Genomic DNA, 20,540 nt, shown 5'->3' on the forward strand with positions numbered 1-20,540 from the left:
GAGGGGAGGGGATTTACATGCCGATCATGTCGAATTGTTCGAACGAGACCACGATCGTGTGTTCGCTCGAATCCCATGGGGTTTTAATGCGGACGGTGGACGTTTCGAGATCGTAGAGCCACACGGTGGCCTGCGAGTCGAAGTCGCTCGGGTGCAGGGCGTGCGGGATCTGCTCGCCGTCGATGCTCACCCAGAAGGGTGCCTGGCCGTGGGAAATGGCCTGGAGTTCGAGCGTCGTGATGCGGGTGTCGAGGTCTCCTTCGTGGGTGAAGGTATAGACGGCTCGGTCACCGGCGGTCATGGTCACTGTTGTCGAAGAATAACGCCCGCGCGTGTAGTCCATGCTCACGCCGTCGTCTTCATAGAGCGTGAACTGGCCGTCGCGTCCCGGCGCGGTGACGAGTGTGAGGGCGTCGACCGTTTCGGTCGACACGCTCATGTGGTCCTCGCTTGCGAGCGGGACGATGCCACCTTCACGCACGAACGTGGGGATCGAGGCGAGCGTGACGGGGATGTCGTAGCTGCGCCCACCTTCGTAGCGTTCGCGGGTGGCAAGGTCGTAGAACGTTTCGTTCGCGGGGAACGTGACGGTTTTCGAGTCGGCGCCCTTGTCGACGACGTTCGCGATGAACAGCGAATCGCCGAGCATGTAGTTCACGCTCTCGTCCCACACCGCGGGATCGTGCTGGAAGGCACTCACGAGCGGTTCCGCGATTGGAAGTCCCGTGCGGTGCGCGCGCTCCATGAGCGAGTACAGGTACGGGAACAGGCGGTAGCGCAGTTGGATCGCCTCTCGCACGAGAGGAGTGAGGCTCGGGTACATCCACGGCTCTGTCACCGTGTTGTCGCTGTTGACGGAGTGGATCGAGAAGCGCGGCTGGAAGATACCGTTTTGAACCCACCGCACGAACAGTTCCCCCTCGGGCGCGGGGCCGTGGAAGCCACCGATATCGCCGCCCTGGTTAGCAACGCCCGACAAGCTCATGCCGAGCATTGTCGCGATGTTGCCCTTGAGGGTTTCCCAGCACGTGTGGTTATCGCCCGACCACGTTTGCGCGAATCGCTGGATTCCCGCGTAGCCCGCGCGGCACACGATGAAGGGGCGCGCGTTCGGGTGTGCTTTTCCGATCGCGTCGGCGGTCAGCGAGCACATAATGTTTGCCATGATCGAGCGCGCCTCGGCGAGGGGAGCACCGTAGCCGTCAAAATCGCAGCGGGCATCCTCGTCAACGATCGAGTCATACTCGCAGTTATCGTTCCAAATTGACGCCGTGCCGAAGTCGAGCATGTTTTCGGTGAGGTCTTTTTCCCAGCGCTCGCGGGCCTTGGGGTTCGTGAAGTCAACGAGGTGGCCGGGGCCGCCCCACCAGCGCGCGGGTGCCGGCTCATCCGACTCGGAGGCGCGCACGAACACGCCGTCCTCGATCAGCTCGGGCATGCGCGGGTGGACGTTCAGCACGCCGGGCTTGACGTTTGGGGAGACGACAATGCCGCGCCGCTTCGACTCGGCGAAAAACGCGGCCGGGTCCTTGAAGCGTTCCGTGTTCCACGTGAGTACGCAGCGCTTGAGGCCCTCGTCGGTTTCCTGCTGGCAAAAGCCCGAGGAGAGCTGGAAGCCGTCCATCGGGATGTTTTCACGCCGTGCGTGATCGTAGAAGTTGAGGATTGCGTCGTCTGCATCCTTCGGCAGCTCGGGGTAGTACATCGAGCTGCCGAGGTAGCCGAGCGCGGCGGCGGGAAGCATCGCCGAGGTTCCCGTGAGGAGCGTGTAGCGAGTCACGACCTCGCGGACGCTCGGGCCGGCAATGAGGAACAGATCAATATCTCCGCCGTCGGTGCGGTAGGTCGAATGGGCGGGCCAATAGTTCGAGTGGGAGCGGCCCATGTCAAAATCGCACGCGAACGTGTTGTGGTAGAAGTATCCGACGGCTGCCCCGCTCACCTCGTTCGCCTTGATGTAGAACGGGATGTGCTTATAGAGGGAATCGGCCCTCTCAGCGTCGTAGCCGAGGCAGTCCTGGGCGCGCATCGTCATGAACGACTTCGCCTTGTTGAACTCGCCGGTTTTTTCGCCGAATCCGTAGAAGTGGTCGCCCGCGGCAATTTCGCTCGTGTGGATGCGCCGCTGATTGCGGTCCAGTCGGTACCCGCGATCGATGAGATCGGCGTGGAGGAGGGTGCCGTCGGAATCGTAAACCCGGAGGCGGAAGGGCTCCCGGTCGATCTCGATCCTTAAGCGCTCCCCTCGCACGGTCACGGTGGGAGAATCGGGGTCGTTATCGAGGGTGAGGGGGGAGGGTGCGAGTCGGGTGCGTTTGGCGCCCATGTAGTCGTCGAGTTCATCGTGCCAGGCCGTGGTGACGAGGCTGTAGGACGCCTCGCGGAATGCGCCGTCATCGGTAAAGCCCGCGCGGATGCGAAGAATCTCGGGTGTGACGGCAAGCAGACGAATGGGGGCGGCATCCGTGTGGAGGGTGACGGTGGCTCCTTCCTGTGTGCTGGAAAGGAGCGTGGTGGCGTATCGCATCTTCGGGATCCCTAGTCGCGGCGGCATCGTTGATTCCTGACTCGATCAGGGTTGCACATATCGCGGCGTTGTGCAACCGGTTGCCGTCGCGCTGGCCTCGGGGGTAGTCTCGACGTGACTGCACAGGACAACGACGTCGTCGAGAGCTCAAAATGCCGAACGAACACCCCGCACCACCGCGCCGCACACCCGCGCGTCGCGTCACGATCTACGACATCGCGAAGCACGTGGGAGTGAGCGCCTCTACCGCTTCGCGTGCCCTTCACAAACCCGGCCGCGTCAGCAAAGCCACCGAAGAGCGCGTCAAGGAGGCAGCAGCAACGCTCGGCTACCGCGCAAACCCCGCCGCTCGTGCCCTTCCCACGGGCCGCACTGGAACCATCGCACTGCTCGTTGCCGACATCACGAACCCCGTGTCATTCGAGATTGTTCGCGGCGCCGAACGCGAGGCAGAAAAGGACGGCTACGTACTCGTCACGTCCGAGTTTCGCGAGGACCACGTGAAGGAAGCCTCGCGTGCCCGCTCCCTCGCGCCTTCGGTTGACGGTTTCGTTCTCGCCAGCTCCCGTTTGGACGACGACGCGATTGCGACAATCGCGGCTCTCAATCCCGTGGTCACGATCAATCGCGAGTCGCCGTCGGCCTTTTCAGTCCTTGCGGATCACGAGCCAGCCCTGCGAGAACTCGTGCGAATCCTCGCCGCAGAGGGGCACGACCGCCTTTGCTACCTCGGAGGCCCCGAGAGCTCGTGGACGAACGCGAAGCGCTGGGCGGTCATCGAAGCCGCTGCCCGCGACGAGCAGATCGAGGCCCTCACGATCGGCCCGAACCGCCCCACCCGCGAAGCGGGGCAGCGCGCTCTCGACGCGGTGCGGGATACGGGTGCGAGCGCCGTGATCGCCTACAACGACATCATGGCGATTGGCCTGCTCACCGCCGCACGAGACGCTGATCTTCGCATTCCCGAGGACTTTTCGATCGCCGGCATCGACGACATTTTCGGCTCCGACTTCACCTGTCCGCCGCTCACCACAATCGCCGCACCGCTCGAAGACATGGGCGCCGCAGCCATCCGCCACGTTCACGCCGCGCTCAGCGGCGAGCGCGATCGTGGAACCGATAGGTACCCCACGCAGCTACTCATGCGAGGCTCCGTCGGCCCCGCACCCCAACCGAAAGGGAGAAAGTGACAGTGACGCTCGACCTCAACCCCGACCGACTCTTTCCCGCCGACCCCGAAACGCGCGCCCTCGCACGCGAAATCTATGCCGAGGTGAAGGACCTCCCAATCCTTTCCCCGCACGGACACGTGGACCCGCGCCTCCTTCTCGACAACGAGCCGTTCGCGGACCCCACCACCCTGTTCCTCACCTTCGACCACTACGTGTTCCGTATGCTCCACGCGAACGGCGTCAACCTCCGCGATGTAGGCGTGGGCACCGCCGATCCTGTCGATCCGCGCGAGGCCTGGCGTATTCTCTGCGCGAACTGGCACGTCCTCGAGGGAACCGCGAGCGGCTACTGGCTCACGGATGAATTCGTGTCGCTCTTCGGCATCGACGAGGAACCTAGCGCGCAAAGCGCCGATCGGCTCTACGACCAGATCGCCGAGAAACTCGCGACCGAAGAGTTCCGCCCGCGTGCCCTTTTCGCGCGGTTCAAGATCGCCTTCCTCGCGACGACCGACGACCCGCTCGACGACCTCGAGGCCCACGCCGAACTCACGCGCCTGCACGAGGCCGGCGAGCTCTACGGCCGCGTCGTTCCCACATGGCGCCCCGACCGCTTCCTCGACCCGAACAAACCCGGCTTCACCGAGGCCGCGACCGCGCTCGCGGACAGCGTGGGCGGCGACCCGCGCTCGCTTACGGACTACCTGCGCGCCCTCAAGGCCTCGCGCGAACGCTTCATCAAGGCCGGCGCGATCTCCGCCGACCACGGAGTGCCGACCCCGTACACGATCGACCTCGACGACGACGCACTCGAGGCGCTCCTCGTGAAAGCGGTCGATGGGACGGCGAGCGAGGCCGAGAAGCGCGACTTTACGGGCGCGATGCTCGTGCGCTGCGCCCAGATGAGTGTCGAAGACGGCCTCGTCATGACGCTGCACCCAAGCGTGTTCCGCAACCATTCGACGGCGACGTTCGAGCGGTTCGGTCCCGACACCGGCCACGACATTCCCGAGCAGATCGAATACACGCGCAACATTCGCCCGCTTCTCGAAAAGGTGGGGCTTGAGGAGGGCTTCCACCTCGTGCTTTTCGGTATCGACGAAACGATGTATTCACGCGAAGTTGCCCCGCTCGCAGGCTTTTATCCGAGCGTGTTCATCGGCGCCCCCTGGTGGTTCATCGATGCGCCCGACGCGATCATTCGCTTCCGTTCGGCGATCACCGAAACCGCGGGATTCACGCGGGGTTCCGGTTTCATCGACGATACGCGCGCGTTCCTCTCCATTCCTACGCGCCACGACATGGCGCGCCGCTGCGACGCGGCGTTCCTCGCGCGCTACGTCATGGAGGGGCGCCTTCCCAAGTCGAGCGCGCTACGGATCATCCGCGAGCTCACAGTTGACCAGCCCGCGCGAGTCTTCAAACTCGAATCGATGCTTTCGAAGGGAGAGAAGTGATGACTGTTCTCAGCCGCGACGCCGATCTCACTGCCAAGGGCGGCCTCGAGCCGCGCCCCGTGCGTATTGTCCACTTGGGCCTCGGAGCGTTCTTCCGCGCCCATCAGGCGTGGTACACGAGCGAGGTGGATGACGACGGCGAATGGGGATTCTCCGCCTACACGGGCCGTAGCCCCCGCGCCGCAGAGGAACTCTCGGCCCAGGACTGCCTGTACACGCTCATCGTGCGCGGGGCCGAAGGCGATGATGCGCAGGTCATGTCGGTCATTTCCGAGGCGCACGCGGCGAACGACCTCGAAGGTTTGTGCGCAGACCTACGCTCGCCCGACGTCTCGCTCGTGACCCTCACCGTCACCGAGGCCGGGTACGGCACCGACGCGAAGGGTGCGCTCGACCGCGCCAACGACGCGGTCGCGGCAGATCTGAAAGCGCTTGAGGAGTATGCCGCGGGCACGGCCGGCGAAGGGGAGTCCGACGCCCGCCTGCCCCAGCTCGAGACCGCCCTCGCGCGTCTCGTGCTCGGCCTCGACGCGCGCCGCCGCTCGGGAGCCGGCGCGATCACGATCGTGCCGTGCGACAACCTCCCCGGCAACGGCCCGCTCACGCGCGGCGTGATCAATGAATACGCGGCGTGCCTTGGCGCCGAGGCCGCGACGTGGATCAAGGACAACGTGTCGGTGACCTCCACCTCGATCGACCGGATCACCCCGAAGGCGACAGACGCCGATCGGGCAACGGCGCAGGAGCTCACGGGCCTCGAGGACGCCTCTCCGGTCGTCACCGAGCCTTTTGCCTCGTGGATTATCGAGGGCGAGTTCGTGGGCGACCGTCCCGCCTGGGAGAAGGCCGGGGCGATCTTCACAGATGATCTCGAGCCATACGAAAACCGCAAGCTGTGGCTTCTCAACGGTGCGCACACTCTGCTCGCGAACGCCGCCGTGAATCGCGGCTACGAGACCGTCGCCGAAGCGATTGGTGATCGAGAGGTGCGAGCAGAGGTCGAGGCGCTGTGGGATGAGGCCTCGCGCTACCTCCCCGACTTTGTGGAGGCGAATGCCTACCGTGAGGCTCTTCTCGAGCGCTTCGAGAATCCCCACATCAAGCATCTGCTGTCGCAAATTGGCAACGATTCGCTCGCGAAGCTCCGCATCCGCATCCTGCCGATTGCTCTCAAGGAACTCGAGGCGGGGCGCGGCGCCACTGGTGCCGTGCCCGCGATCGCCGGATGGATTCGCCGCCAGCGCGATGGTGTTGCCTCACCCGATGCGCAACAGAGCGCGATCGATGAGGCCAGGGCGAAGACCGGCGACGGGGGCGTGGAGCGCGCCCTCCTTGAGCTTCTCGAGCCAGAGCTCATGAACTACTCGGAGTTTGTGGAGCGCGTGATCGAGGCGGCCTAAAGCTTCCCGGCCGGTGGCGCGCTCGCGATGAGGGTGGAGAAAGGGAGCAGAGAAGGCGGCTAGCAAGGTTCGGCGATGATCGCGACGCGGCTGCCACCGGCCCGCGTGGCGATGAGCGTCGCCGCGCGCGGTGCGCGCCGATCAAGCTTGAGCTCGCTCCTGAACCTTGCCGGATCGATATCCATGCCGCGCTTTTTCACCTCGAGCGTGCCCACCTCGAGCTCGCGCAGCCTGGCCGCGATCTTCTTGGTCGTGAACGGCATGACCTCGCGCACGCGAAACGCCCGCGCGAGAGGCGAATCGAGAGCCGCTCGCGAGGCATCATCGCTGCTCAGGTAGGCGATCGAGTCGTCAATCGTGTGTGCGCCAATCTTTCGCGCGAGCGTCCCCAGAAGGCCCGCGCGAATCACCGCGCCATCGGGCTCCCACAGGTACGCCCCATTCGAGCCCACGGGAGGGTTGCGCAGCTCGGCCTCATCGTTCGAATCGGGCACGAGTTGGGCCGGGCGACCGTCGGAACCGAGCACGAGGGCTGAGCGCGCGATCACGGCGCCCTCAGCGAGGGCCCCGACGGGTCCGACGGTTGCCTCGCTCGGCACCGCGAGCGCACCCTCGCCGACGCGCCTGGCGAGCGGGCCGAAGTACATGCACGCCTCGAGAACCTGGCCGCGCCAACTGACCCACTGCGTCTCCGTGCCCGGCACGAGGTGCTCGTGATCGATCGCGGGGGCGAGCTTTGCCCCCACTGCGCCAACCTCATCGGCTACCGCGCGAACGAAGGAGAGCGGCGGCGTGGCCTCCTCGGGGTCGTGAATGCGCGCCGTGCGGCCGCGGCGGCTCTCGCGGCGTGCGGGGTCGAACCACGCGCCGTCGAGGTGTGAAAAATCGACGTCCTCGGCCCGACCAAGCGTGATGCGCGCATTCGGAAAGGGTCGCACGTTCACCGTTGCGAGTGCCGCCGTTTCCTCATCGCAGTCCACGCCCAGAACTTCGAGGCCGAGGGCCGCCTTTGCGATCGTGTCCCCACCAAGCCCGCAGCCAAGATCCGCCACGCTCTGCACGCCCGCGTCGCGAAACCGCGCCGCGTGATGAGCCGCCACCTCGAGGCGCGTGGCCTGCTCCAGCCCGTGCGCAGTGAACAGCATGCTCGAGGCGAAATCGCCAAACTTGTCGCGGGCCTTCGCGCGAAGACGTGACTGGGTGAGGGCCGCCGCGATGAGTTCGGGGGAGTGGCCTTCGCCGCGCAATCGCTGCGAGAGCGCAAGAGAGCCCTCCTCGGAATACTCGGGAAGCGAGTCGAGGAGGGCCATGCCCTCGGGCGTGAGGAGCTGCGAAAGACCGTAAGAACTCATGCCCTCAAGGCTACGCGACGGGCTACTTGAGCGAGCCCGCGCTCAAACCACCAACGATGCGGCGCTGGAACACGAGCACCATGATGATGAGAGGAACCGTCACGATCACGCCCGCCGCCATCTTCGTGCCGTAGGGAGTGTCGAACTGCGAAATGCCCGTGAACTTCGAGATTGCGACGTTCGCGGTCTGCATCGCGGGGTCGTTGACCATCGTGAGAGCGATGAGAAACTCGTTCCACGCGGCGATGAAGGTGATGATCGCCGTCGTGAAGATGCCCGGTGTCGCGAGCGGGAGGATGACCCTCACGAACGCGCCGATACGGGTGGTGCCATCGACCATCGCCGCCTGTTCGAGCTCCACGGGAAGCTGACGGAAGAACGCGTTGAGGTTCCACACGGCAAGGGGGAGCGCGAAACTAATCGTTGGCAGGATCATCGCCTGGTAGGTGTTGATCCAGTTGATCGGCGCCCAATCGTAACCGCCACTAAACAGCTTCAAGAGGGGAACAACGAGCGTGATCACGGGGAACATCGACGTCGCGACGATCGCGAACATCACGAGGACTTTGCCCCAGAAGTCGAGGCGCGCAAGCGCGTATGCGCCCGCCGTCCCGAGCAACAGCACGAGGAGGGTGGTGCCGCCCGCGACAACAAGCGAGTTGAGAAGTGCTCGTGCGAAGTTGTTGGAGGGATCGAATACGGCCTTGTAGTTCTCGATCGAGATCGGATTCGGGATCAGATCGGTCGAGCGGCCCATGCTCGGGAGTCGCAAGGAGCTCACGAGCATCCAGTAGAACGGCGCGAGGCAGTACACGAGGATGAACGCGACACCGAGACCGACGATAATCTTGGCGCCAGTGTTGCCCTTGTGCTTCTTGGGCGTGACGGGCGTGCGCGGCGTCTCGTTTTCGGATGCAGTGTGGGTGGCGGCGGTGCTCACGGCATGCTCCCCTCGGTCACGGTGGTGTTTTTACTGGCAACCAGGCTCGGCCGCTTCTTGTTCTTCTTCGGTTTCTTCTTGGCGCTGTCCCCGAGTACATCGGCCCCAAGCACCTTGATGAAGACGAAGGCTACGAGGCAGATGTAGCAGAACAGCACAATCGAATACGAGGATGCCATGCCGTAGTTGGTCTTGGTTGCGGCATCTTGCGCAAGCATCGAGAGGGTCTGGCCAGACTTAAGCCGGCCGAGCATCACGTACGGCAGATCGAACATGCGCATGGCGTCGAGCATGCGGAACAAAACGGCCACGACGAGCACGGGGCGGATCATGGGAAGCGTAATGCGCCAGAAGGTTTGCCAGCGATTCGCGCCATCGACCTTCGCCGCCTCGTAAATCTGCTCGTCGATAGTCTGGAGCCCCGCGAGGGTCAACAGACCAATGTACGGGGCGGTCTTCCAAATATCAGCGATGAGCACCGCGGCCTTCGCTTGCCACCCCTCGGTGGTCCACAGCACCTGGTGCTGGATCAGCTTGTTCGCAATGCCGTTCGCGTCAAAAATGAGCTGCCACATGAGGGCCGAGACAACCGTCGGAATGGCCCACGGGACAAGAATCGACGCGCGGATGAGGCCCGTGGCACGCATCGCACGGGCCATGATGAGGGCCATGGCAACGCCGAGAACGGTCTCGATGCTGACGCCAATAATCGTGAAGAGCGTGGTGTTCCAAAAGGCATTCCAGAACCCGGCGCCCGCGCCGACTGACGTGAAGGCGTCCATGTAGTTCTTGAAGCCCACGAAGGTATCGCCCTGTTGAATGAAGCCCGTCTCGGGGTCAATCCCACCGTTGGCGACGAAGAAGGACTGCCACACGGAGAGCACGAGAGGGAAGCCCACGACGACCGCCAGAAGGACAAGCGTGGGCAAGAGGAGTAGATAGGCGAGGCGACCTTCGCCTTTCGAGATGTCGGAGCGAGACATGCAGCGTTCCCTTCAAAGGGTTGAAAGCGGATCGGGCCCGCGGCACTGTGATGAGCGCCGCGGGCCCGATTCATAGCGTTTAGGCCTGAAGTTCCTCGAGGGTCTTCTGGAGTTCGTCGAGCGAAGCGTCGACCTCCTTCTCGCCCGAGAGGACGCTGTAGGTGGCCTCTTGGATCGCCTGCGTGACATCGCCGTACTTGACGGCTTGCGGGCGCGACGTGCCCTTGTCAATCGCTTCCTTGAGCGTCGTGAAGAACGGGTATTTCTCGAGAACGTCGGCATCCTCGTACACCGCGGCGTTGGCCGGAGCCTGCGAGGTCGCGAGAGTCCATTCCTTCTGCTGAGCTTCCTCGACCATGAAGGCGATGAAGTCGATTGCGGTGCCCATATTCTTGCCGAACGCCGAAATCGCGTAGTTCAAACCACCGAGTGCCGCTGAGCCCTCTGCGCTGCCGATCCCCGGGACTGGGCAGACGTCGAACTTGCCGTTGATCTTCGACGAGCCATCTTCAGCATTCGCGAGATCCCACACGTACGGCCAGTTCTGGAGGAAGGCAAGGCGACCGTCCTGGAAGGCCTGGCGGCTTTCCTCTTCCTTGTAGGTGAGGGCCTCTTCGGGGATGAACTTCTTGTCGAAGCCGTCCTTGACCGCCTTGAGGCCAGCCTTCGCCTCATTGGAGTTTGCCTGGGGCTTGCCTTCCTTGTCGAACAGGTCTTTGCCCGCGGACTTCGCGAGGCCCGTGAGCTGCACCGTGATGCCTTCGTACTTCGAGTACTGCGAGCCGAAACCGAGGGTGTCCTTGCCCTCTTCGGTTCCGCGGATCGCTTCGATCATCTGGTACATCTCCTCGAAGCTCTTGGGCGGCTCGTTCGAGCCAGCCGCCTGGAGGAGGTCCTTGCGGTAGAAGAGGAGCTCGGCGTTCGTCGTGTAGGGCACGGCGTAGAGCTTGTCGAAATACTTAGCCGTATCCACGGTCGAGGGAATGAGCTTATCGAGCTTGAACTTATCCTCGGGAAGCTCGACCACCCACTGCTGGGCAGCGAACTCGGCCGTCCACACGACGTCGAGGCCGAGCACGGTGTAGGCATCGGACTTCGCCTGTGCGTTATTGATGAACTGCGAGCGCTGCTCATCAGCCGATTCGGGAAGCTCGACGAGCGTCACCTTTTCATCGGCGTGGTCCTTGTTCCACTTCTCGAGGAATTCCTTGAGCTTGCCGGAGGTGTCTTTACCGGTCGCGAAGGTGATCGGACCGCGCTCGTCAAAATTGCCCTTGGCGCCGCTCGCGCCGCCGGCTTTCGAATTGTCATTGGAACACGCAGCGAGACCGGCGACAGCAGCACCAGCTGCGGTGGCCGCGAGGACTGAACGACGGCTGGGGTTAAACATTGGGGATCCTTCCACTCTTATCCGAAAGCAGCGTTGCATCCGGGCCCGGGCAACGTTACTCCGGGTGTGCTCCCATTGTAGGGCACGTGAGGCATGCATCACGTATCGGTCAACCACCACTGGCGCGTTCGCGAGCGTGTACGTTGGTGAGCAATGATCCCGCTGCCACGAAAGATGTCGATATGCACGTGAGCCTCGACGAATGGCGCGCGCGAGTGACTGCACTCGCCGCCCTTGCGCCCGACCATACCGAAGACGCCCCGCTCGCGGGGGCGCTTGGCAGGAGGCTCGCCGAACCCCTGACCGCCCGTATCCCCGCCCCGCAGTTCCGCATGAGCGCAATGGATGGGTTTGCCGTGAGTACGCGCGAACTCGGGTTGGGAGAGGGAGCGGCCGACGCTTGCTCCGCTCAACTCGAGGTCACGTGCGACATCTCTGCTGGCAGGGCAGTCGTCGGAAAACGCCGCCCGGGAACTGCCGCGCGCATCATGACGGGCGGCCTGCTGCCCGATGACCTCGATGTCGTGATCCCGGTCGAGTTCACGGATGCCGACCCCACGGCGGATCGCGCCCCCGCGCGCATTACCCTCGCGATTGCCGAGGCCGAACGCACCAAGGCATTCGCGCCGGGTCGCCACATTCGCGAGGTCGGCGAGGAAATTCCCGAGGGCGATATGCTCGCGCGCTCCGGCGACATCGTGACCCCCGAGCTGATCGGGATCGCGCTCTCGGTGGGGGTGACGCATGCGCGACTGACGAAGCCGCGTAGGGTCGCGATCATCATGACGGGCGACGAGCTCGTGACCGACTTGCGAGGAGATGCGGGTGCGCGGCGCGGCGCCGTGCTCGAATCAAACGGGCCGATGCTCGAGGCGGCATGCGCGCGCTTCGGCGCTGAGGCAAGCATCCATCACGTCGGTGATGATCCCGCAGAACTCATTGGACTCGCGCGCTCCATCGCACCGCGGCACGACCTCATCGTGACGACGGGTGGTGTCGGCTCTGGCGCGCGCGACGTTGTGAAAGCGGCATTCGGCGAGGGCTTCGGCGCCACGCCAGGCCTCAACTGTTCCATCTTCGAACACCTCGCGATGCGCCCCGGAGGGCCGCAAGGCGTGGGGCGACTGCCCGTCGACCATGCCGAAGGCAGTGCCATGATCCCCATGGTGCACCTTCCCGGAACCCCCGTCGGCGCCTTCACGGCGTTCCACCTCTTCGTCGCGCCACTGCTCGGCGCGCCCTCGCAACCCATCACCCTCCCGCTCGAGAACGTGCGCCGCAACGATAGCCCCCTCAAGGCCGGCGCAACCGTGAAACCCGCCCACCTCTCGATCGAGCACGGGCGCGTGATCGCAACCCAGTGCGAGGGCCCGCGCCTTCGCCCGTTCGCTGAAGCGAACGCACTTCTCATTCTCGAACGCGACCGCGCACGCGTCCTCTCGCTCGGCGGGAGCCTCGGTAGTCGATAGGCGATAATGGGTACGACCCCAAGTGAAGGAGATGCACTCATGAGCCCCAAGGCCGACGATCCGGCAATGATCGAAGCCCTTCAGCGTTTTATCGACGCCTCCGCCGAGGATTCCGGCTTCACCCCGACCTTCACCGAGGACGACCGCGACCTTATCCTTTCTCTTACGGGCGTTGCCGCCCACACCGTCGTGCGCCCCGCGGGGCCCTTCGCGGCAATGGCGGTCGGCTACCTCGTGGGTAGCGGCCGCGCGAAAACGTGGGCCGATGCTCACGACCAGGTGAAACGCTTCGTGCGCGCTTACATCGGCGATCCCGTCGAAGGCGACCAGTGACGCCCAACTTCGATACCGAAGGCGAAAAACCCATCTCTCTGCGTCCCGCGAGCGCACTGTGGATTCCCGCTCTCACGTGGGCGATCATCGCGTTCCTCCTGGCCGATGCCATCCTCAAAAACCGTTGGGACACCGTCCTCCAGTTCGGTCCGTGGCTCGCGCTCGCCGCCTCTCTCGTGTGGCTCGTCCTGTTCTCACCCGCGACCCTCGTCTACCAACGTGGCGTGGTCATCCGCAACGTTTTTCACGAGTACAGCGCGCCCTACGGCGCAATCGACCACATCGGCCTTGGCGCCATGGTCTCGATCCGTGCCCGTACAGAAAGTGGCACGACCCGTACCATTACCGCTTGGAACGCTCCGGGAATTGGGCGCGATAAACCTGCCGACGCCCACGTGCGAATCTCCGGCCGCGACCGGCGCGTGGGCCGCCAGCACATCGGCCCCGCCGAACGCCTGCGCAACGATCAGGAACGCTCACCCTCGCGTGTTCTCGTGAGCGCGTGGGAGGCATGGCAGATCGCGCACCACAAGGATTCCGACGCCAGCTCGATCTTCGCGACTGTCCAGTCCCACGTGAGGATCATCCCCCTCGCGATCCCGGTTGCCTTCCTCATCCTCGGGGTGCTGACCTGGGCCCTCTAGCGTCGGCCCCCTCGATCGCGCGCATACGAAACGGGCCGGGCCTCACCCTCCTCGAAAACCCGTGGAGAGCGAAACCCGGCCCGTAGCCGGAAAACCGATCAGGCCTTCTTGCCCACGGCCGTCCAGTCCGTCGTCTCGAACTGCGCAGCGCCAACGTTCACGAAGCCCTCGGTGAGGCCAATGATCGTCGGCGTCGCGTAGAACGGAAGCACCGTAAACGCGCCAAACTGCTCCTTCGAGAACTTGTTGGCGATCTCCACGCGCTTGCTCGGGTCAAGCTCCGAGTGAAGCTCCTTGTTGAGCCCCTCGAGGCTCTCCGGCGCGAAGCCCGTGAAGTTCTGACCCGAATCCTTGAGGAACACGTTCGTGCCCGACTGCTCCGCAAAGAGCGTGCCGCGCCACCCGAACGAGACCGCAGCAAAGCTGCCCGGGATCACGTAATCATCAAAGTACTTGTCGGCCGGAACGGTCTGAAGGTCAACCTTGAAGCCTACGGCGTTGAGGTTCGTCATGATCTGGCGTGCACGATCCTCGCTCGACTTCGTCTCCGCCGGAATGATGAGCGAGAACGCGAGCGGCTTGCCGTCCTTCTCGTACACATCGCCATTCTTCTTGTAACCGGCTTCCTCGAGGAGCTTCGCGGACGCCTCCGGATCGAACTTCAGGTCGCCGAAGGAATCTTCGTAACCCTCCTGACCAGGCATGTAAATGTAGTTGTTCACGAGGATCACGGGCGACTCGAGCGGCTCCATGACCGCACGAGCCACGGCGTTGCGGTCGATGCCGCGGAAAATCGCCTCACGAACCTTCGCGTCACCGAACGCGCCGTCAGCGCCACCCACGTTGAGCGTGAGGTGCGACCACGAAAGGCCGTTCGACTTCTGAATCACGGCATCCTTGCGGCCCTTCGCCTGACCGTAGGTATCGCCATCGGAAATATCGATGTAGTCGAGCTCGCCGTTCACGAACGCCTGCGCCTGGTTCTGCTGGGTCGTCACCTTGAAGATGATCGACTCGAGCTTCGGGGCACGGCCCCACCACTTGTCATTGCGCTTGACGGTGATCACGCCGCCGGTCGCGTCGATGTTGTCAATCGCGAACGGGCCGCGCGTGAGGGTCGGTTCGGTCGACAGGCCGTTAAACGCCTCGGGCGTTGCCGTGACTGCCTTCGGCAGGCTCGGGTAGAGGTAGATGTTCCAGAACGGGAACGTCTCCGCGTACTCGATCTCCGCCTCGAAGTCGTTGATCTTGCGGATCTCTTTGATCGAGCTCCAGCCGGTCGTCGAAGCGGTCTGGTACTTGTCGTTTTCCCCGTTCTGGGCCTTCTGCTGAGAAATCAGGTCATCGACCGTCACGGGCGTACCGTCGCTCCACACGGCCTTCTCATTGAACTTCACGGTGACGATCTGCGGATCCTCGCTCGTCAGCTCAGCCGACTTGATGTAGTCGGGATCAGGCTTGGCTTCGCCGTTTTCGGAAGCCTTGAGCGGGGTCTCCGGGCAGACGGTCTCCATGATCGCGGAGAGAGAAACCTCGTTGCCGTCGATGTGGCTTTGGTTCCAGTTCGCGGGAACCTGGGCAATGGCGATCGTGAAGGTGCCGCCGTCGGCGACCTGATCGTAGTCAACGCGCTCCCACGCGGTCGACGGCAGCTTCATCTGCTCCTCGACAGCCTTGTCGTTAGCGGCGTTTGCCTGCTGTGCCTGTTCCTCCGCGCTCTTTTGCGAGCACGCCGTGAGGGCTGCGGCAGCGCCGGTGAGCGCGGTGCCCTGGAGGAAGAGACGACGGGTGCTAGTGAAAGCCATGATGGCCTTTCTCGAGAGGGGGTAATTCCACGTTAATGTTATCCACGTTTCATCGGTATCTCGGACATAAGGCCTGCTGAGAGGGCTATTTGTGGGGTAACGAACATTGGAAATGAACAAAAGTGACCCCGCTTTTGCGCGTAGGCACAAAAGCGGGGTCAGTTCGTGTTGGCGCGCTAGCGCGATGAAGGCTTAGCCCTCCATACCCTTCTTGTAGCCTACCGCCGTGTAGTCCACGGTCTCAAACTGCGCGGAGCCAATATTCACGAGGCCTTCCTTCAGGCCGGTGATGTTCGGCGTCGCATAGAACGGGAGAACCGTGTAGCTCGAAGCGACCTGCTTCGAGTACTCGTTCGCGATTTCGCGGCGCTTGTCCTTATCCAGCTCGGTCTGGAGGCGCTTGTTGATCTCGTTGAGCTTCTCATCCTTGAAGCCGGTGTAGTTCTGGTTCGAATCCGGCAGGTACGTGTTCGAGCTCGACAGCTCCGCGAGGAGGGTGCCTACCCAGCTGAACGTCACGAAGTCGAAGCTCTGCTTGAGAACGTAGTCAGTGAAGTACTTGTCGCTCGGAACCGTCTTGAGATCGACCTTGAAACCGGCCTGGTTGAGGTTCGTCATCACCTGACGTGCGCGATCCTCGTTCGACTTCGTCTCTGCGGGAATGACGATCGAGAACTTGAGCGGCTTGCCGTCCTTCTCGTACACGTCGCCCTTGAGCTCGTAGCCGGCGTCTTCGAGGATCTTCTTGGCCTTGTCGATCTCAGCATCGCCCGAAAGATCGCCGTCGAACGAATCCTCGTAGCCCTCCTGGCCAGGCATGTAGACGTAGTTGTCCTTGAGAACGATGGGCGCCTCGAGCGGTTCAACGACGGAACGGCCCACGGCGTTGCGGTCCACGGCGGCGAAGATTGCCTTGCGCACCTCGACGTCTTGGAGCACTCCGCCACCACCGTTGACGTTCATCGTGAGGTGGGTCCAGGTGAGACCGTTCGAGCGCTGGATCTGTGCGCCCTTACGGCCCTTCGCCTGGCCAAGCGTGTCGCCGTCGGCGATGTCAATGATGTCGATCTCGCCGTTCGCGAACGACTGCGGCATGTTCTGCTGAGTCGTGACCTTGAAAATCACCTTCTCAAGCTTCGGGGCGCGGCCCCACCACTTGTCATTGCGTTCCAACGTGACGACGCCGCCGTTGCGGTCGATGTTCGTGATCGTGAACGGGCCGCAGCCCGGAACCGGGTCATTTACGTAGCCGGTGTTGAAGGCTTGCGGCGTCTCGAATAGCGCCTTCGGACCCGAGGGATAGGTGAAGCTCAACCAGTCGGGGAACGCAGTCTTGTACTCGATCTCTGCCGTGAAGTCGTCCTTCGCGCGGATCTCCTTGATCGAATCCCAGCCCTGCGTGGTGACGGCCGAAAATTCCTCGTTTTCGCCGTTGCAGGCCTTCCACTCGGCGATGAGATCGTTCACCGTCACGGGAGAACCGTCGTTGTCCCACACGGCCTTCTTGTTGAACTTCACGGTGACGATCTGGGGATCCTCGCTCGTGATTTCAGCCGACTCGACGTAGTCGGGATTCGGGCTCATCTCGCCCTTCTCGTTCGCCTTGATATTGGCGCCAAAGCCCTTCCATTTCGAGACTTGCGTCGTCGACACTTCGTTGCCGTCGATGTGGCTGGGGTTCCAGTTCGCGGGGATCTGACCGATCGCGATCATAAGCGTGCCGCCGTCGGCAACCTGCTCATAATCGAGTCGCTCCCACGCGGTCGAGGGAAGCTTCTCTGCCTCCTTCGCAGCGGCATCATTCTTCTTCTTGTTCTCGTTTTTCTGCTCCTCGGCGCTCTTCTGCGAGCAACCGGCCACGGCGGCAGCCACACCGGTGATTGCCGTGCCTTGGAGGAAAAGTCGGCGAGTACTCGTGATCTTCATGGTTATCTCACTTCCTGTGGGAAGCCGCGGCCTGTTTAAGGGAAAAGGGGGTTATGGTACGCGGCAAAATTTTTCTACTGGTCGTCCACTAGACGCCAGGTCTCCTCGGCATGATGGCATTCCACGCGGGAGGCTCCGACCTGCGTGCCCTGAGGATCCGCAGTTCGGCACAGGTTCTGCTGCTCTTCGCTAAGCATCCCGATCAGGGGGCAACGCGAAGCAAAATTGCAGCCGATGATCTCTTCAGTGGGGCTTGGTTGATCCCCTTCAAGAAGAACTCGCGTACGGGCGCGCTCAAGCTTAGGGTCCGGAACCGGAACCGCGGACATGAGAGCACGCGTGTAGGGATGCTTCGGGTTCTCAAAGACATCCTGGACGGGGCCGTATTCAACGATGCGACCCAGATACATGACCGCGATGTGATCGGCGATCTCGCGCACAATGGCGAGGTCGTGAGCAACAAAGAGGTAGCTCAAGCCGAGTTCGTCACGGAGATCCTCGAGCAGGTTGATCACGCCAGCCTGGACCGATACGTCCAGGGCAGAGACGGGTTCATCGAGCACGAGAAGCTTGGGTTCGGTGATGAGCGCACGCGCAATGCCGATGCGCTGGCGCTGACCGCCCGAAAATTCGTGGGGATAGCGGTCTGCCATCTCCGGGTCGAGCCCAACGCGCTCTAGGAGTTCGTAGACGCGCTTGTAGCGTTCGTCTTTCGGCACCTTGTGCACGGTGAGGGGCTCGGCAATGATGTCGCCCACGGGCATGCGCGGGTCGACCGCAGCCATCGGATCCTGGAAGACGATCTGGACGTCCTTACGCAGGGCGAGGCGTTCCTTCTTGTTCTTGAGGGTCGAGACGTCGACGCCACTCACCTCGAGGGTTCCGTGCTGCGGCGCGACGAGCTCGAGGATTTCGAGGCTCGTCGTGGTCTTGCCCGAACCGGATTCGCCCACAAGACCGAGGGTCTGGCCCGGCTTGATCTCAAACGACACGTTGTCCACGGCCTTGACGACGCCAACCTGGCGACGGAACACAGCGCCCTTGTAGAGCGGGAAGTGGCGCTGGATCTCGGTCGCCTTGACGATGGGCTTGTCGTTCTCGTGGCTCTTGACCGCGCGCTCCACGTGCGGGGGGCGGGGGAAGATGTCCGACGGTTTCAGCGTCCCCGCCGCAATTTCCTTCGCGCGGTGACACGCGACCTGTCGATCGCCGTCGCCGACGTGGGTCATAAGTTCGGGTTCTTCGGTGCGGCACAGCTCGATCGCGGCCGGGCAACGGTCAGCGAACGGGCACCCGGGCTTGAGATTGGCAAGGCTAGGCGGGCGACCTTCGAGCGGAACCAGGCGGTCCTTGCCAGCCGTCAGCATGTTCGGGACGGAGCGAAGCAGACCCATGGTGTACGGCATGTGAGGCTCGGCGAAAATTTCGTCAACGCCGCCTTTTTCCACGAGCTTGCCCGCGTACATCACGGCAACGCGATCCACGTTACCGGCGACGACGCCGAGGTCGTGGGTAATGAGCACGACGGCGGCCCCCGTCACCTCCTTGGCCTTTTGAAGGACCTCGAGGATCTGCGCCTGAATCGTCACGTCGAGGGCGGTCGTCGGCTCGTCAGCGATGATGAGCTGCGGGTCGTTCGCCATCGCAATCGCGATCATCGCGCGCTGGCGCATGCCGCCCGAGAACTCGTGCGGGAAGGCCTTCACACGGCGCTCGGCTGCGGGAATTCCCACGATCTTCAGAAGCTCGATCGAGCGCGCACGCAGTGCCTGCGAACTCATATTCGAGTTGTGCAGCGTGAGGGCCTCTTCGATCTGCTGGCCGATCGTATAGACCGGCGTGAGAGCACTCAGGGGATCCTGGAAGATCATCGAGATCTCGCGACCGCGAAGGTCGGAAAGCTGGCGGTCACTCTTGCGCAGGAGCGACTCTCCGCGGTAGGTGATTTCGCCCGTGATCTTCGCCGAGGTGGGAAGAAGGCCCATGACGGCCATCGAGCTGACGGATTTACCCGAGCCCGATTCACCGACGATACCGAGGAACTCGCCCTCGTTGACGTGGTAGTTCACGCCGCGCACGGCGCGAACATCGCCATTGGCGTTCGGGAAGGTGACCGTGAGGTCTTGGACGGAAAGAAGTGGTTCAGGCACGGTTGACCTCGCTCGTGGGATCGATTGCGTCGCGGAGTGCGTCACCGAGCAAGTTCACCGAGGTAAGCAGGGCGACGAGGAAGGCTGCGGGAATCACGAATAGCCACCAGCGGGTAAGAACCGCATTCTGGCCGTTCGCAATGAGCGTTCCAAGGGAGACGTCCGGCGGCTGAATGCCGAGGCCGAAGAAGCTCAGCGACGTTTCGGACAGGATTGCGCCGCTCACGCCGAGCGCCGCATCGATGATGAGAAGCGAGGCAACGTTCGGGATGATGTGGCGCGCGAGGATCGTGGTCGTGCCAACGCCCATGTAGCGCGCAGCCTTCACGTATTCGCGGTCTTTGAGGGACTTGGTCTGGTTCTTCACGATCTGCGCCATCACCATCCAGCCGAAGCCCGCGATGGCGACGACGATGACGATCCAGCTCACGTTCGACAGAAGCGGCGAAATGATCATGAGCACGTAGAACACGGGGAGCACGAGCAGGAGGTTAATGATCCAGTTGACGACGGTCTCAAGCTTGCCGCCGATGTAACCGGCGAGCGAGCCCACGAACGCCGCAATGAGCGTCGCGGCGGGCGCAGCAAGGAGACCGATCAAGAGCGACTTGCGAAGCGCTTCAACCATCGAGGCGTAGAGATCCACGCCAATCGAGTCCGTACCGAACCAGTGCTGCCCGCTAGGCGGGGAGTTGTAGCTGTAAGCATCGGTCTCGCCGAGCTCGTACACATTCGGAATGTTGCCGAAGAGCGCGAACAGAACGATCGCGCCAAGAACGATCGCGCCAATCCAGAAGTTTGGCTTGCGCTTGAGGCGACGCCACACGAGCGCCCAGCGCGAAAGAGGCTTCTTTTGCGCTTTTTCCGCCTTTCGGCGGCGCTTGCCCTTCGGATCCGTCGCTGCGCTGTCCGCGAGTTCTTCTGTCGCGGGAACGGCTTCGGGAAGCTCGGTAGCTTCGTTGACGGGGGGAATCGGGTTGCTGGAGCTCATG

General features: G+C 63.1%; 15 protein-coding genes. 6 read left to right on the forward strand and 9 right to left on the reverse strand.

Translation table 11 applies throughout. The annotated features are described in order from the left end of the window. Window positions 1-13: 13 nt before the first annotated feature. Window positions 14-2,527 carry a TIM-barrel domain-containing protein gene (locus HMPREF1484_RS04660; protein WP_040386459.1) on the reverse strand — a complete coding sequence of 838 codons (2,514 nt, stop codon included), beginning with the start codon at window positions 2,525-2,527 and terminating at the stop codon, window positions 14-16. 152 nt (window positions 2,528-2,679) lie between these two features. Here HMPREF1484_RS04660 and HMPREF1484_RS04665 point away from each other — a divergent pair, with 152 nt between their 5' ends. From HMPREF1484_RS04665 to HMPREF1484_RS04675, 3 genes are read left to right on the forward strand one after another with little or no spacing between them, the layout of a single operon-like run. Next, window positions 2,680-3,717 carry a LacI family DNA-binding transcriptional regulator gene (locus HMPREF1484_RS04665; RefSeq protein WP_016663869.1) on the forward strand — a complete coding sequence of 346 codons (1,038 nt, stop codon included), beginning with the start codon at window positions 2,680-2,682 and terminating at the stop codon, window positions 3,715-3,717. Between the two features lie 2 nt (window positions 3,718-3,719). Then, window positions 3,720-5,156 carry a glucuronate isomerase gene (uxaC, locus tag HMPREF1484_RS04670; protein WP_016663870.1) on the forward strand — a complete coding sequence of 479 codons (1,437 nt, stop codon included), beginning with the start codon at window positions 3,720-3,722 and terminating at the stop codon, window positions 5,154-5,156. Continuing rightward, a complete protein-coding gene (locus HMPREF1484_RS04675) occupies window positions 5,156-6,556 on the forward strand; it encodes a mannitol dehydrogenase family protein (protein ID WP_016663871.1) in 1,401 nt (466 codons plus the stop codon). The genes uxaC and HMPREF1484_RS04675 overlap by 1 nt, the downstream gene beginning before the upstream one ends. 59 nt (window positions 6,557-6,615) lie before the next feature. Here HMPREF1484_RS04675 and HMPREF1484_RS04680 read toward each other — a convergent pair whose 3' ends face one another. The 4 genes from HMPREF1484_RS04680 to HMPREF1484_RS04695 form a co-directional block, all read right to left on the reverse strand. Beyond that, window positions 6,616-7,908 carry a class I SAM-dependent methyltransferase gene (locus tag HMPREF1484_RS04680; RefSeq protein ID WP_016663872.1) on the reverse strand — a complete coding sequence of 431 codons (1,293 nt, stop codon included), beginning with the start codon at window positions 7,906-7,908 and terminating at the stop codon, window positions 6,616-6,618. 22 nt (window positions 7,909-7,930) lie between these two features. Next, on the reverse strand, window positions 7,931-8,848 hold the full coding sequence (locus HMPREF1484_RS04685) for a carbohydrate ABC transporter permease (protein ID WP_016663873.1): 918 nt from the start codon (window positions 8,846-8,848) through the stop codon (window positions 7,931-7,933). Next, the gene (locus HMPREF1484_RS04690; RefSeq protein WP_016663874.1) at window positions 8,845-9,831 is read right to left on the reverse strand and encodes a carbohydrate ABC transporter permease; all 987 of its coding nucleotides are present in this window, start codon (window positions 9,829-9,831) and stop codon (window positions 8,845-8,847) included. Before HMPREF1484_RS04690 ends, HMPREF1484_RS04685 begins: the two co-directional genes overlap by 4 nt. 79 nt (window positions 9,832-9,910) lie before the next feature. Next, window positions 9,911-11,221 (reverse strand): ABC transporter substrate-binding protein, encoded by a 1,311-nt coding sequence (locus HMPREF1484_RS04695; protein WP_016663875.1) that lies wholly within the window; start codon window positions 11,219-11,221, stop codon window positions 9,911-9,913. A gap of 146 nt (window positions 11,222-11,367) precedes the next feature. On the opposite strand from HMPREF1484_RS04695, the gene HMPREF1484_RS04700 reads away from it, so the two are divergent. Genes HMPREF1484_RS04700 through HMPREF1484_RS04710 form a run of 3 tightly spaced genes read left to right on the forward strand, consistent with a single transcriptional unit; the run spans window position 11,368 to window position 13,667 of the window. After that, window positions 11,368-12,690: a molybdopterin molybdotransferase MoeA gene (locus HMPREF1484_RS04700; protein ID WP_016663876.1), complete on the forward strand. Its 1,323-nt coding sequence runs from the start codon at window positions 11,368-11,370 to the stop codon at window positions 12,688-12,690. 39 nt (window positions 12,691-12,729) lie between these two features. Continuing rightward, a complete protein-coding gene (locus HMPREF1484_RS04705; protein ID WP_016663877.1) occupies window positions 12,730-13,023 on the forward strand; it encodes a DUF6457 domain-containing protein in 294 nt (97 codons plus the stop codon). Beyond that, window positions 13,020-13,667 carry a hypothetical protein gene (locus HMPREF1484_RS04710; protein WP_016663878.1) on the forward strand — a complete coding sequence of 216 codons (648 nt, stop codon included), beginning with the start codon at window positions 13,020-13,022 and terminating at the stop codon, window positions 13,665-13,667. Before HMPREF1484_RS04705 ends, HMPREF1484_RS04710 begins: the two co-directional genes overlap by 4 nt. A 98-nt stretch (window positions 13,668-13,765) precedes the next feature. On the opposite strand, the gene HMPREF1484_RS04715 is transcribed toward HMPREF1484_RS04710, so the two are convergent. The 4 genes from HMPREF1484_RS04715 to HMPREF1484_RS04730 form a co-directional block, all read right to left on the reverse strand. Further along, entirely contained in the window at window positions 13,766-15,472 is a 1,707-nt protein-coding gene (locus HMPREF1484_RS04715; RefSeq protein WP_016663879.1) for an ABC transporter family substrate-binding protein, read from the reverse strand. Window positions 15,473-15,664: 192 nt separating this feature from the next. Then, window positions 15,665-17,398, reverse strand: coding sequence for an ABC transporter family substrate-binding protein (locus tag HMPREF1484_RS04720; RefSeq protein WP_016663880.1), 1,734 nt, complete (start codon window positions 17,396-17,398; stop codon window positions 15,665-15,667). Between the two features lie 74 nt (window positions 17,399-17,472). Next, window positions 17,473-19,548 (reverse strand): ABC transporter ATP-binding protein, encoded by a 2,076-nt coding sequence (locus HMPREF1484_RS04725; RefSeq protein WP_016663881.1) that lies wholly within the window; start codon window positions 19,546-19,548, stop codon window positions 17,473-17,475. Continuing rightward, complete coding sequence (locus HMPREF1484_RS04730) at window positions 19,541-20,539, reverse strand: ABC transporter permease (protein ID WP_016663882.1); 999 nt, start codon at window positions 20,537-20,539, stop codon at window positions 19,541-19,543. Before HMPREF1484_RS04730 ends, HMPREF1484_RS04725 begins: the two co-directional genes overlap by 8 nt. Window position 20,540 lies beyond the last annotated feature (1 nt).

It is taken from the genome of Dermabacter sp. HFH0086 (assembly GCF_000413375.1).
GTDB classification, from domain to species: domain Bacteria; phylum Actinomycetota; class Actinomycetes; order Actinomycetales; family Dermabacteraceae; genus Dermabacter; species Dermabacter hominis.

Bases quoted from the DNA above. Each gene is read 5' to 3' on its own strand.
- HMPREF1484_RS04675 (WP_016663871.1), top strand. From the start codon at position 5,156: ATGACTGTTCTCAGCCGCGACGCCGATCTCACTGCCAAGGGCGGCCTC.
- HMPREF1484_RS04715 (WP_016663879.1), bottom strand. From the start codon at position 15,472: ATGGCTTTCACTAGCACCCGTCGTCTCTTCCTCCAGGGCACCGCGCTC.
- HMPREF1484_RS04660 (WP_040386459.1), bottom strand. From the start codon at position 2,527: ATGCGATACGCCACCACGCTCCTTTCCAGCACACAGGAAGGAGCCACC.
- HMPREF1484_RS04705 (WP_016663877.1), top strand. From the start codon at position 12,730: ATGAGCCCCAAGGCCGACGATCCGGCAATGATCGAAGCCCTTCAGCGT.
- HMPREF1484_RS04680 (WP_016663872.1), bottom strand. From the start codon at position 7,908: ATGAGTTCTTACGGTCTTTCGCAGCTCCTCACGCCCGAGGGCATGGCC.
- HMPREF1484_RS04690 (WP_016663874.1), bottom strand. From the start codon at position 9,831: ATGTCTCGCTCCGACATCTCGAAAGGCGAAGGTCGCCTCGCCTATCTA.
- HMPREF1484_RS04730 (WP_016663882.1), bottom strand. From the start codon at position 20,539: ATGAGCTCCAGCAACCCGATTCCCCCCGTCAACGAAGCTACCGAGCTT.
- HMPREF1484_RS04665 (WP_016663869.1), top strand. From the start codon at position 2,680: ATGCCGAACGAACACCCCGCACCACCGCGCCGCACACCCGCGCGTCGC.
- HMPREF1484_RS04720 (WP_016663880.1), bottom strand. From the start codon at position 17,398: ATGAAGATCACGAGTACTCGCCGACTTTTCCTCCAAGGCACGGCAATC.
- HMPREF1484_RS04695 (WP_016663875.1), bottom strand. From the start codon at position 11,221: ATGTTTAACCCCAGCCGTCGTTCAGTCCTCGCGGCCACCGCAGCTGGT.